Raw genomic sequence first — 11951 nt, 5'->3', positions numbered from 1 at the left:
TTATCCCTGCGCATTGGATGGAGTATTGAAGGTGTTCTCTTCGTTGTTTTGCTGTTTTTCTCCAGGTGGGGTGATCAATTCGATTTTCCCGACCAGGAACAGGTAGGCGAGGAAGCCCATCAGCGCAACGGCGGCGATATACCACATCGCATACTGGAAATTCTGGGTGCGTTGCAGGATCACGCCAATGATGATGGGACTGGCAATACCGGAAAGATTGCCAAAAATATTCAGAAAGCCGCCGATCGTGCCGATCAGGTGGCGGGGAATAACATCGCTGCACACCACCCAGCCAAGGTTCGAGAAGGCGTTAGCGAAGAAGGCGACAGACAAGATGCCAATGGCGATCACTGGCTGGTCCTGGAAGAAGTTGACCAGGGCAATCGAGCACGTCAGCAGCATGCCGGCCATCACCGGCAACTTGCGCGCAAAGGTGCGGCTACTGCCGCGCTTGAGCAGCATGTCACTTAAGGTACCGCCACAGAGTACCCCCGCCATCGCCATCAAATAAGGGAACATCGCACCGATACCGGCCTTATCAATCGACAGGTGTAAGCCTTTTTCCAGATAGACGATGAACCATGTCAGGAAGAAGTAGAGCGTTGAGGAGGCGGCGAATTGGGCGATGAATAAGCCCCATGTGGTGCGCTGGCGCAGGATATAGCGCACCGACTGCCAGTTCACCCGGCTATGGGTGCTTTGTGACGCGGAACCATATCCGCCCCCTTTGCGGATGATATCGAGTTCGGCGCTATTCACCGCCGTGCTGTGTTGCGGATCGCGATAGGCAAACAGCCAGTAGATGCCAAAGATAATCCCTACCGCCCCGGAGATATAGAAGGACATCTCCCAGCCCCACTGGCTGACGACAAACGACAGCGCCGGAGTGAGCAGCGCCAGACCGATGTATTGCGCACTGGAGTAGGTTGCCGTTGCACGTGCGCGCTCATGATCCGGGAACCAGGTGGCGATGATTTTGGTATTAGACGGGAAAGAGGGCGCTTCTGCCATACCTACCAAGGCACGACACGCCAGCAACATCATAAAAGAGGCGCTTGCAGTGGTAAAAAGGTTGTGTGACGCAAAGCCCATCAGCAGCGTGAAGACGCTCCATAGCACAATGGCGCTGCCGTACAGCCACCGCGAGCCAATCCGATCCAGCAAATAGCCCACCGGTATCTGGCTCATGGCGTAAAACCAGGTGAACATGGAAAACAGTAAGCCTAACTGCGTGGATGACAGAGCGAATTCGCCCTGTATATGCGATCCCGCAACGGACAGATTTGCACGATCCATGTAGTTAATCGCAGTGACAATAAACAACATCGTCAGCACGGAGAAACGCGTTCGAGTCGGTTTGGTGGTCATAAATGATCCTGCAACGGTCTGATTCATGGTTCTGACCTCTTAGGTTTTTGTCGGTAGGGTGCGATGAGTCTTGATGCTCAGTTTTTGCCTTACAGCGTGGCGAGCCAGCCGCCGTCCACGTAGATCATTTGGCCATTGACGTAATTGGAGGCGGATGACGCCAAATACACGGCGGTGCCGATCAGCTCTTCGGGTTTGCCCCAGCGGCCTGACGGGTTGCTGTTACACACCCACTGATTAAATTCAGCGTTATCTACCAACGCGGCGTTCATGTCCGTCAGGATGTAGCCGGGGCCGATACCGTTAGTCTGGATGTTATGGACAGCCCACTCGGCAGCCATTGATTTGGTGAGTAACTTAATGCCGCCTTTTGCTGCAGTGTAAGGTGCAACTGTCGGGCGGGCGGCTTCGCTGGTCAGCGAGCCGATATTGATGATTTTGCCGCCGCTGTTACGTGCGACCATGCGTTTCGCCGCGGCCCGTGCCACCAGAAAGGCGCTGGTCAGATTGACATCCAGCACGCGTTGCCAGTCGCTCAACGCCAGTTCGAGCATCGGCTGGCGGAACTGGATACCGGCATTGTTGATCACGATATCGACATGAATATTGGCCTGATCGAGTTGGTTGAACACCTGCTCGATCTCGTCTTCATCGGCGACGTTAAAGATAAAGCCGCGCGCGCTATACCCTTTGGCCTGCAGCTCACTCAGCGCGGCATCCATATGCTGTTGGCTGGTGCCATTCAGGATGACATGGGCTCCGGCTTCAGCCAGTCCGCAGGCGTAAGCCAATCCCAGCCCACGCGTTGATCCGGTAATCAGCGCGGTCTTACCTTTAAGGTCGAAAAGAGTGGTCATATCTAATCCTCATGTAACATGACTAACAAGTTAATGCTGATTGTTGTACTTGAGGTTGATGGAACCAGCAATTCTCCTTAAAGCAAAATGCAGTGTGCTTCACAAAAAATGGGTTTGCTGTGGTACAGGAATAGGTTGCGATTTTTAACCTAATACTATGATTATTAATCGGTAAATAAGATTATCTCCGGTATGAAAAAATATTCCCTCAACAAAAATTCTCTTGTAGTGATCTGCTATAAACGATACAAATCCAAACATGTAGGACAAGTGAGCGAATATTGTGACCCTGGAAAGCGTGCAAAAACATAACATCGTGGATGCGATCTACGAGCAGATGAAGAAAAACATTCAGGATGGCATCTGGGAGCCGGGCTGCAAACTGCCTTCGGAGCCCACGTTAACGGCCACTTTTCAGGTTAGCCGCGTGAGCGTACGAAGTGCAGTGCAGAAGCTACGTGATCTGGGTGTGGTGGTGACGCATCACGGTAAGGGGACATATGTTACGCGCGATGTGGCCCGCTACGGTGCCTTCAACGACAATCAACCGATTCTGCATCTCTCGCAGGAAGAGTTTGATCACATGCGCGTTTTTCGCCAAACCGTTGAGTTTCGCTGTATGGAGCTCGCGGTGCAAAACGCCACGGATGACGATATCAAGGAACTGGAAAAAGCGCTCAACCGTATGCTGGTGAACAAGGACGACTACAAAAAATATTCGCTGGCAGATTATGATTTTCACCTGGCGATCGTGAAGGCATCGCATAACTCCATCTTTATTCACGTCATGGAGTCGCTGAAAGGGATTTACGTTCACTACCTGGAAGAGCTCAACCGCGTGTTGGGCATCACATTAGAGAGCGTAGAAGCGCACATTAAAGTCTTTATGGCGCTGAAAAATCGCGATGCTTCGCTCGCTACCGAAACGCTGAACAGCGCCATGACGCATAACGTGCATGCCATAGAGGATGTGCGTAACAACTGATTCTAATGAAAAGCCCGTCAGGGCTTTTTAAAGCACATCACATGTAGGACATCTTACAAGATAGTGAGGAGTACCATGAGTCAACTTAAGATTACCAACGTCACCACCATACTGACTGCACCCGGCGGCATTGATCTGGTCGTGGTCAAAATTGAAACCAGTGAACCGGGTTTATACGGCTTGGGATGCGCCACTTTTACGCAACGAATTCATGCGGTGGCGGCTGCAATCGATAACTATATGAAACCCTTCTTGCTGGGCAAAGATCCCGCGCGTATTGAGGATATCTGGCAATCTGCGGCGGTCAGTGGCTACTGGCGTAACGGCCCGGTGATGAACAATGCGCTTTCAGGCGTGGATATGGCGTTATGGGACTTGAAGGGCAAAGTGGCCGGTTTGCCGGTTTATGAATTGTTGGGTGGCAAGTGCCGTGATGGCGTGGCGTTGTATCGTCACTGCGATGGCGCTGACGAAGTGGAAGTGGAAGACAACATTCGTGCACGTATGGAAGAGGGGTATCAGTACGTGCGTTGTCAGGTGGGGATGTATGGTGGGGCGGGCACAGACGATCTGCGTTTGATCGCCGGTAAGTTGGCGAAAGCACGCAACATCCAGCCCAAGGTGTCGCCGCGCACACAGACTCAGGGTATTTACTTCGATCCTGATGCTTACGCGCGTGCCGTGCCTCGTCTGTTTGATCATCTGCGTAATAAAATTGGGTTTGGCGTTGAGTTTATCCATGATGTCCATGAGCGCATCACTCCGATCGCCGCGATTCAGATGGCTAAATCACTGGAACCTTACCAGCTCTTATTCTTAGAAGATCCGGTCGCACCTGAGAATATCGACTGGCTGGATAAAATGCGCGCGCAGAGCAGCACGCCGATTGCGATGGGGGAACTGTTTACCCAGATCAATGAGTGGAAACCACTGATCCAGAATCACTTGATTGATTATATTCGCTGTCATGTCAGCACGATTGGTGGCATCACGCCGGCGAAAAAGTTAGCCACGTTTGCCGAGCTTTACGGCGTCAGAACAGCATGGCATGGGCCTGGCGATATTTCGCCGATTGGTGTGGCGGCTAACCTGCACATTGATCTCAGCATTACTAATCTGGGTATTCAGGAATATACGCCTGTTAATGAGGCATTGATGGAGGTGTTCCCTGGATGTCCGGAAATTGATCGCGGCTATGCGTATCTCAGCGATCGTCCTGGACTCGGCGTGGATATTGATTTGAAAGAAGCCGCGAAATATCCGGTGCAGGGTGATATCCCCGAATGGACTAACGCACGCTTACCGGATGGCACAGCAGCACGGCCTTGATAGTTGGATTAATCGTGGCAGGTGCGCATTAGCCATTCGGGCAATGTGCACTTTCTTGCGTAATGCTTCTGATCATATCGACTACCCGTTTAGCGATATTCCTGTCTGCATCTATATCAGGATCATAGATGGTCACTGTTATGCCGCAGCAGCGGGAAGGGTTAAACAGTGTTCGGCAGACTTTGACAAGGCGTTGAGAAGATAAGCCAGGCTGACCGGGACAATCGACCGCTGGCATTTCATCACTGTCCAGCACATCCAAATCGAGATGGATCCAGTAAGGTATTGCAGGAAAATCATTGAGGCGTTCATTTATCAAATGGACGAGCTGGCTATCCTGCAACTTCAGCGCGTCAAAAACAGTGATGCGTAAAATTTCAGTCTCTGCGATGTCAGGCCATTCATAATCTTCCAGCAGTGATTCGCGCTCTCCCAGTTGAATAACGGCTTTATCCTCAATCAAAGGGCCATCAATACCGGGCCACTCTGTGAGTAACGGCTCGCCACGGCCAGTGACGAGTGCGAGATCCATTCCGGCCGCCGCGCCGGGACGATCTTCAGGTTCACGCTTCCAGTTGCCTGGATGACGAAAATCGCTGTGACCGTCGATATGCACAAGTGCCAAGTTACCCAGTTGACGTCTGCAACCCAGCAAAGCACCGGGCAGTATTGCGCAGTCGCCCCCAATTAAAACAGGCTTTAATTTGCAGCGAAGGGCAGCTTCTACTTCATCTGCCAGATGCAGATTAAGCTGCCTCAGTTTATGACCGTTTAAAATGTCAGTGCCCGGTTCACTCTCCGGGCTGTATTCAGGGCAGGGAACCGTCACGATCTTGAAAGCTGAGAAGCATTTATCCAGTCCCTGCTGCATCAACACTGACGGAGCGCGATACGTTCCGGGTATGTGCCCTTCATAGAGCGGGTTAAGCCCAAGATTAGATGGAACAAGAATAATTTTTTGCATCATTATCCTACTGTTGGCTGAATGTGTCTGAGGACTAACGAGCATCATTCATTGAGTCGGTGTTGCGGTTACTGGATTATAGTCTGGGCTTATTGCGAAAGTGATTTTGGATAGGGCAGGGAGATGGTCTGCTTCACTTATCGTTGTGATTCGCATCGTCTCGGTCATGATTTTTATTTCTCTCTTTGTGACGTGGGCTGTGCGCTCAAATTTAACACAAGGGTTCTGTTACGATCAGATTGCAGCCTAGGGCAAAGGTTATACCATACTCTTCAGAACCCTTTTTGCCTGAGAGTAGTCGTAGCTGGTCAGTTCAATCTTGTTATCGCTAAGATCGCTGAAGTACAGGGACATGGATATATCGTGATCGCAGGCGGTAAACGGGATATTTTTGGCATTGAGAGTAGCGACTAAATCGACAAATGCCGCAGCTTCCACAGCGAAAGCTATCGTATGGCCGGGAGACTGATTTTTTCTGAGAAAAAGCGAAAGCGACGCGCCGTGATTCCTGACCACCAGCGGTCCTCCCTGCTCGAACCAGAAGTACAACGAGTCATCGCGGGTAAAACCGAGAACATCTTCGTACCAGCGCTCAGCCAGATCAATATCATCAACATACACGTGTACATGGTCAATCTTCGTTATTTTCACAGTGTTGCTCCTGTATAGGTGTAACTGGAAAGACTCCCTCAGTTATTGTTAACAGGCAACCCACCCAAGCACGTAACAGCACGTCATTTAACATAAGACTGCTTCGGTCCTCTTTCCCGGAGGCCCCAGCGTGTTTATGAGGCCTCCGGGCTTAAATGCAGCCCTTTCCTTGCCCGAACGCGAAAATCTCTGCCATGCTAATTTTGGACCTACTGCATGGCTATGCACGTATAGAAAAAAGGGCGGTCACAACAGATATTTTTTCGCCGATGCGGCATTTGAGGAATATATCCATCACGTGTTAAGTAATATGTGATTCGTCACTCCGCATCACTCTTATAAGACATCCTGGCACGGTAAAAAGTCGGCTGAGAGTGATGACATGTCGGTGCATGAGTAGAGAACTTAATACAGCCGACTGAACCAAATGATTTAGTTCTGTGTATCTGAAGCTGCGTGAAGGAAAACTAAAGCTGATGCGCGCACTTAATTCAAGTTCAGTAAAACTTATCCCCTCATTCTTATTGATATCCTTCGGGCTAGTATGTAAGTGTAAAAAAACACCCTGGCATAAGAACTGCCAGATCTGAGTCAATTTAGAAGATAGGTTTTATGGATGACGACAACGGATTGAGAGTTGCGCTATCGCCGGTGCAGATGGCTGCGGTTCTCTCAGACAGAACTGTTAGTGAAGGGGAAACCCTGAGTAATCGAATATACGGCGGCCTGAATCTTGCTGGTGGCGTTGTTGAAATGTTCGGTGCCGGTGCAATGTGTGTAGTGCCTGAACCCACAATGCTCTCCAAAGCTGGATGCATTTTCGTCGGTACGCACAGTCTGGATACCATACAGGCTTCAATCAGACAGGTCTGGACGGGGCGCAAGATAACGACGGACACCTATAATTCCACCGTCGAGCTTGCAGAGGAACTTGGCGCTGACACCAAAACCGCAATGAAAGTCGGTACAACAGTTGACCTAACGCTTCCCCTCGGCTTTGCATTAGCTGTGGGGGCCGTGCGCATCGTGTCAATCCGCTCCGGAAGTATCAGCCTGGCCGCGCATGAAGCTCTTTCTTCTGGGGCAACCGGCGGTCATACACTCGAACGCCATATTGGAAAATCTGCTGAGGAGCTTATTGCACGGCTGGAAAGGCGTCCTGCATTATCTGCGACAAGTAGCTTTCGTACCCAGCGCGAAGCTGAGCAGATAATAAGCCGCGTCATCAGAGATAATAAGAACCAAATTGAAATGTGGGTGAAGCATCTCCCGGCAGGCATGAACGCTAAAATGGAGCTGGAAAGCGTTTTTGCCGGGCAAACCGGGATAATGGTTCGCAGGGGCTCATCTGAGGTCATCCGTTGCTATCGCGTTCGGCTGGTACTGCGTTTTCAGAACTGGCACGGTAAACCCTATTTCGTACTCACCGCTTTTCCAAAGGCCTGATATGCACCGTTCCGATTTCAACGAGTTAAGCTGTTTCATTACAATATATTTCGGTCAGGACTACGACCTGATTGATGATACGGTTCAAGTTGAGCCGAAAATACGAATTTTTCTAGAACAAGAGCACCGGGCAAGCTGGTATGGACTTGTGGCCGATATAGAACTCTTTCTTAGCAAAAGTGATGCCCCTGGAGCATTGTTTAACCATTACTTCCGAGATGAATTTGCTCCGGAACTGTGGGGTACGACCGCAGAAGACTTTCTTCATTTGGTTCTCAGAATGGTTAACGATGCAATCAAAGAGTATGAGGATAATCAGGACCAATCATAATCCACTGAAAGCTGTACGCTTGAGTGCGGGGGGCAGCTATGAGCGATCTGCGGACATTTCTAACAGCGCTTTGTGTCAATTAACCGGGAGCATGTCAATGTGACAATGCTCCATCGTGTTAATACATGGTGAGCTGCTCATTCTTCCACTCACGTCGTCCTGTTTCTAGTGAACTGGGCAGTTTAATGCGGTAGGCATTTTGACAAAATAAGTGTTGATAGCTTTATGTCAGTAATCTAAGAGTTCAAGAACCTTTGACGGGTACACAAAGAATAACATTGTCTTTTAATTTGAGCTCATCAAGCGAAGAGACGTGATTCATTAAGAGGGTCGTTGAACTGGCTGAACCTAGTTGCTTGAATCGACGCTCAAGCTCTTTCTCTTTTTCAGCGGAATTGTTAAAAATCTCGCTCTGACACAATGGAATGCCAGAGAATGCATCCTTCATGATTTGATCTGTCTCATGGCGATTCCATAATGCATAGCCAATCATAGGAATGCTTCCTATTGAAACTAATATAGCAATTATAATAAGAAATACAGCCAGGAATTTAAGCCTGGCAATTTCAGGGTCTCGCTTAGCTGCAGCTAGCTTTTGCATCATTGGTGTGATCGATTTGTCACTTACCAAAATCTGCTCAATACTGAATTTATTGTCAGGGTTGTAAAATATAATATAAATGGAATCGTTTGGAGGAATCTCATGTATTATAATTTCATTTTCTTCTGAAAGAATCTCATGAGTGGCTCTGTTGCTACGGCGACGAAATAATATACGGGGTGTGAATTCACTGCTTCCAGCCAGTAACACGCGGATAAACTTCTGAACTTCATTGGTAAAATTATCAATGCGCAAATAGACACAGGATAAGTGGCTAAGTTTCTCTTTCAACTCTTTGTCGCAAGAGTCAGTTATCTCATCTGGGAGCGAGAAAATGTGATTCTCCTCAGTTAAGGCATAGCCTATAGCATCGGGTAATTCTTGTCGGATTTTAATCAATGAAAGCATTTGATCAATCATCAGCATATCCCTATGTTGCATAAAAATAGAACTGTCAAACTTTATAGCGATTTTTCTCCATAAATGGAAGGTTATTGAAACCAATACAACTGCGTCAGCGTTAAGAAAAACTAGCACTCTCTGTTTTGACGCCCATTCTCTAGCGAAAAGTTTACCGCTTATAAAGACAGATTGGCTTATGGGATAACGGCCAGAGAATCACCTTGAAGCCTTTAATATGCACTCTTTCATGCCCCCTCCAGCTTCCCGTCACGTCGGGTCGTCAGCCCGACTGCTCTAACCGGCCATACCGGCAAGCTGATACGAACCGCACGAGATGTGTTTCGGGTCTGCAGCTATGGTCTGATGGCGAACACTTAAAAAACAAAGACCTCGAGATTCATCGATTACGCTGGGCAGTATTCAAGATGCAGACCAATGTCCGCTATGAGCGCAGGCTGTGTGAAAACTGTTTTGGTCGCTAAAATTGCCAAAAAGAAGTATGAAAACAGCGCTCTTGGATAGAATTTTCTCAGATACTCAGTCGAGTATTCCCAGATTTTGCGTAGATGCGCGCACTTCAGTTTTAGGTCAGGGTTTTCACACAGCCTGAGCGAACAGCAGACGTTGACTGATGACTACTTAGTGAATTCATCATTATTGAACATACCCTCCCGGCAACGAACTCAATCTCAATCGTTCTCAGACAACTAGCGCTAGTTGTTGATGACGCTCTATAAATTTCGCTTTGAGGGCGCTATAGCGATGAGCATCGTTCCTGCTGAGTAATGCAGCTGCGTGTTTTATCTCAGCATACTCTTCTGCAATGTCTTTGTTTCTTCGAAGATAATCACGGAAAGCAAGATGTCTCAATATCTGCATATCTCCGACTTCAAACGCATGGACTTGATGACTACGCTGATCACCACCTTTAATGAAATATCTGCGCCCCGCAATCCCGTTCTCACCGCGAGCAACATACCCGGCGTGGGCCATTGCTGAATGGTACTTATCCAATGCATTGATGTCGGAAACTTCAAGTAGCATATCAATTATGGGCTTTGCTGAGAGACCACGAACTGACGTGCTTCCAATATGATGGACATCTTTAGCCATTCCACCGAGCAATGTTTTTATCAGTAAACTTTCAGCTTTAAACATCTCAGGCCATCTATCATCGTATGGCACAACAATAATCTTCCGCATAAACACATTCTCTCTGTCCTAAGTGTGCAACTCAACCCTGGACCCCGGCATTGCCTGCAGCCGGCGTCCCCTGGTGAAAAAACAGAGTCCACTGGCCCTCATCCGAACAAATCCAGCAAGAGGAACGTAATGCATGATGGCTGCCATCAGCATAAAATGTCCGATAGTGAAGCAGAGCGTAACCGCAGCCCATCTCCGTAAGACGGAAATCGCTGCTGAGAATATACGGTGCAGCCTTCTCACTTAGCAGCGACGCAATGGTCTCTGACCGGTCGACTGTCACACCTGACCGGGTGATTTCACGGAATTCCGGATGAAGAATCAGTTCCAGCCACTCCCGATCATTGCGCCTGTCGCCGTGAAGGCTGCACTCAAGCAATCTGAGCTTCTCCAGAAGCATTCTGCTTATCCTCAAGTGATTAAGCCGGACGTCCAAATTTACCATAACAGTTCATGCGCTACTCCGCTTCTGGCACGGAGCTACCCATCAAGACGTTATGCAGGGGCAGCTATGAGCGATGAACGGACGTTATTCGTTTTTTTGTTGTTCGTAATCCAGCAAGTATTTATCTAATGGATAAGCAGTTCCAAGAGAGTGAATTTCTCCATTATCTTTATCAATTATGAACGGTGCATTTCCCGCCAACTGAGCAGAAAAATCACCCGTTTCCAGATACTCTTTCGATTGATAACAATAGAACCAGCCTTCTGAGAATCGACCATGAAGTGTAATGACGACTGGAGTGTCAAAGCCATTAAGGTAATCCAGAGCCTTGTCTGTCGCATTTTGATAAGTAATCATTATTCCATTCTCAAACGAAAGCGTCATATGAACTAGCTGATTTGATCAGCTCCAGACAAACTAACATAGCACGATGCAAGCAACTTCCGCTTCTGGCACAGGCTGTGTGAAAACTGTGACCTAAAACTTAAGTGCGCGCATCTACGCAAAATCTGGAATTAATCGACAGGTTAGTTGAGCCGAATTTTACGTATGATCGCTATTTTCAACCCTGTTTTACGCAGATTAAGCGACCAAAACAGTTTTCACACAGCCTGGGCACACAGCAGACATTGCCACGGCAATCCGCGGGCATTCCTGACATTGCCCTTTCATGACACAGGCCTTCAGAATTACTCATTTCACATTTAGGCAGCTTTACCACCTCCTTCAGCCCAATCCTCAAGCAATCCACAAATTCACTCATCCACTTCTGCGTAAGTGCACCATTCTTGCCCTGCACCGGATCGCTCTCAGGAAAGGGAAGGTGGCGCATCCGCTGTATCATTGATGCCGTTGGCGCTTCGCGGCAGATATCCCATTGCTGGCCGGGCGGGTAAGCGCCGACCACCTGGAAATCATCGCTGCTTCCTTGGTTGCAGTGACCTGTGCCGGTGGGCAGCAGTGCCACATCTCCTGCGTTCAGGGTCACTATTTCTCCCCCCGGCCCACCCAGCATCACTTTCGCGGTTCCGCTGACACACCCGAGCACCTCATGTGCGGTGCTGTGATAGTGGTGGTAGTTAAAGATGCTCGCCACCCACTGTGGCGGCCAGTTGTTCTTCTCAAACTGCGTTTCGGTGGAATCAGTCATATCAGAGCTGGGCATTAACGCGTGATGGTAAAGAATGACGGGAAGCTTTGGATTATTAGGCACCCAACCATTGCGCTCCAGATGAAGTAGCTGGATATTCGATGTGGTCGCTGCCGTTGCCGAGAAGTGCTCAAAGATAGCGGGCGCAGCGATTGAACAGGCTGAGACCCAACGCAAGAAGTGCCTACGTGACAGATTTCCCATGTCTACCCTCTGGAA

Annotated in this window: 13 protein-coding genes; 4 read left to right on the top strand and 9 right to left on the bottom strand. The window is 48.9% G+C overall.

Translation table 11 applies throughout. From position 1 onward, the window contains the following. Positions 1-1368, bottom strand: coding sequence for an MFS transporter (locus tag LK04_RS10855; RefSeq protein WP_039334805.1), 1368 nt, complete (start codon positions 1366-1368; stop codon positions 1-3). An 89-nt stretch (positions 1369-1457) separates the two neighbouring features. Further along, positions 1458-2225, bottom strand: coding sequence for an SDR family oxidoreductase (locus LK04_RS10850; RefSeq protein WP_039334808.1), 768 nt, complete (start codon positions 2223-2225; stop codon positions 1458-1460). 283 nt (positions 2226-2508) lie between these two features. Here LK04_RS10850 and LK04_RS10845 point away from each other — a divergent pair, with 283 nt between their 5' ends. Together LK04_RS10845 and LK04_RS10840 are read left to right on the top strand one after the other, a co-directional pair. After that, positions 2509-3210, top strand: coding sequence for a FadR/GntR family transcriptional regulator (locus LK04_RS10845; RefSeq protein ID WP_039334811.1), 702 nt, complete (start codon positions 2509-2511; stop codon positions 3208-3210). 75 nt (positions 3211-3285) lie between these two features. Next, positions 3286-4539, top strand: coding sequence for an enolase C-terminal domain-like protein (locus LK04_RS10840; RefSeq protein WP_039334813.1), 1254 nt, complete (start codon positions 3286-3288; stop codon positions 4537-4539). Positions 4540-4567: 28 nt separating this feature from the next. Here LK04_RS10840 and LK04_RS10835 read toward each other — a convergent pair whose 3' ends face one another. Both LK04_RS10835 and LK04_RS10830 read right to left on the bottom strand, forming a co-directional pair. Beyond that, positions 4568-5506, bottom strand: coding sequence for an arginase family protein (locus LK04_RS10835; protein ID WP_231568889.1), 939 nt, complete (start codon positions 5504-5506; stop codon positions 4568-4570). A gap of 255 nt (positions 5507-5761) precedes the next feature. Further along, complete coding sequence (locus LK04_RS10830) at positions 5762-6154, bottom strand: VOC family protein (protein ID WP_039334818.1); 393 nt, start codon at positions 6152-6154, stop codon at positions 5762-5764. A 612-nt stretch (positions 6155-6766) separates the two neighbouring features. On the opposite strand from LK04_RS10830, the gene LK04_RS10825 reads away from it, so the two are divergent. Further along, a complete protein-coding gene (locus tag LK04_RS10825) occupies positions 6767-7600 on the top strand; it encodes an RNase A-like domain-containing protein (protein WP_039334820.1) in 834 nt (277 codons plus the stop codon). Position 7601: 1 nt separating this feature from the next. Next, a complete protein-coding gene (locus LK04_RS10820; RefSeq protein ID WP_039334823.1) occupies positions 7602-7931 on the top strand; it encodes a contact-dependent growth inhibition system immunity protein in 330 nt (109 codons plus the stop codon). Between the two features lie 244 nt (positions 7932-8175). Here the strand turns inward: LK04_RS10820 and LK04_RS10815 are convergent, their stop codons facing one another. The 5 genes from LK04_RS10815 to LK04_RS20770 form a co-directional block, all read right to left on the bottom strand. Further along, positions 8176-8952: a hypothetical protein gene (locus LK04_RS10815; RefSeq protein ID WP_127645010.1), complete on the bottom strand. Its 777-nt coding sequence runs from the start codon at positions 8950-8952 to the stop codon at positions 8176-8178. Between the two features lie 681 nt (positions 8953-9633). Next, positions 9634-10137 carry a GrpB family protein gene (locus tag LK04_RS10810; protein WP_039334829.1) on the bottom strand — a complete coding sequence of 168 codons (504 nt, stop codon included), beginning with the start codon at positions 10135-10137 and terminating at the stop codon, positions 9634-9636. A 31-nt stretch (positions 10138-10168) separates the two neighbouring features. Continuing rightward, the gene (locus LK04_RS10805; RefSeq protein ID WP_039334842.1) at positions 10169-10537 is read right to left on the bottom strand and encodes a DUF4440 domain-containing protein; all 369 of its coding nucleotides are present in this window, start codon (positions 10535-10537) and stop codon (positions 10169-10171) included. A gap of 129 nt (positions 10538-10666) precedes the next feature. Continuing rightward, complete coding sequence (locus LK04_RS10800; protein WP_039334844.1) at positions 10667-10939, bottom strand: YrhB domain-containing protein; 273 nt, start codon at positions 10937-10939, stop codon at positions 10667-10669. Positions 10940-11144: 205 nt separating this feature from the next. Then, the gene (locus tag LK04_RS20770) at positions 11145-11732 is read right to left on the bottom strand and encodes a hypothetical protein (protein ID WP_199766492.1); all 588 of its coding nucleotides are present in this window, start codon (positions 11730-11732) and stop codon (positions 11145-11147) included. Between the last annotated feature and the right edge of the window lie 219 nt (positions 11733-11951).

Origin of the sequence: Pantoea vagans (assembly GCF_001506165.1) — a bacterium.
Lineage (GTDB): Bacteria > Pseudomonadota > Gammaproteobacteria > Enterobacterales > Enterobacteriaceae > Pantoea > Pantoea vagans_C.
Note: the sequence above shows the minus strand (reverse complement) of the source record. Positions and strands in the feature narration are given on the sequence as shown.

Coding starts and splice junctions, on each gene's coding strand:
- LK04_RS10855 (WP_039334805.1), bottom strand. CDS start 1,368: ATGACCACCAAACCGACTCGAACGCGTTTCTCCGTGCTGACGATGTTG.
- LK04_RS10850 (WP_039334808.1), bottom strand. CDS start 2,225: ATGACCACTCTTTTCGACCTTAAAGGTAAGACCGCGCTGATTACCGGA.
- LK04_RS10840 (WP_039334813.1), top strand. CDS start 3,286: ATGAGTCAACTTAAGATTACCAACGTCACCACCATACTGACTGCACCC.
- LK04_RS10835 (WP_231568889.1), bottom strand. CDS start 5,506: ATGATGCAAAAAATTATTCTTGTTCCATCTAATCTTGGGCTTAACCCG.
- LK04_RS10825 (WP_039334820.1), top strand. CDS start 6,767: ATGGATGACGACAACGGATTGAGAGTTGCGCTATCGCCGGTGCAGATG.
- LK04_RS10820 (WP_039334823.1), top strand. CDS start 7,602: ATGCACCGTTCCGATTTCAACGAGTTAAGCTGTTTCATTACAATATAT.
- LK04_RS10815 (WP_127645010.1), bottom strand. CDS start 8,952: ATGATTGATCAAATGCTTTCATTGATTAAAATCCGACAAGAATTACCC.
- LK04_RS10810 (WP_039334829.1), bottom strand. CDS start 10,137: ATGCGGAAGATTATTGTTGTGCCATACGATGATAGATGGCCTGAGATG.
- LK04_RS10805 (WP_039334842.1), bottom strand. CDS start 10,537: ATGCTTCTGGAGAAGCTCAGATTGCTTGAGTGCAGCCTTCACGGCGAC.
- LK04_RS10800 (WP_039334844.1), bottom strand. CDS start 10,939: ATGATTACTTATCAAAATGCGACAGACAAGGCTCTGGATTACCTTAAT.
- LK04_RS20770 (WP_199766492.1), bottom strand. CDS start 11,732: ATGACTGATTCCACCGAAACGCAGTTTGAGAAGAACAACTGGCCGCCA.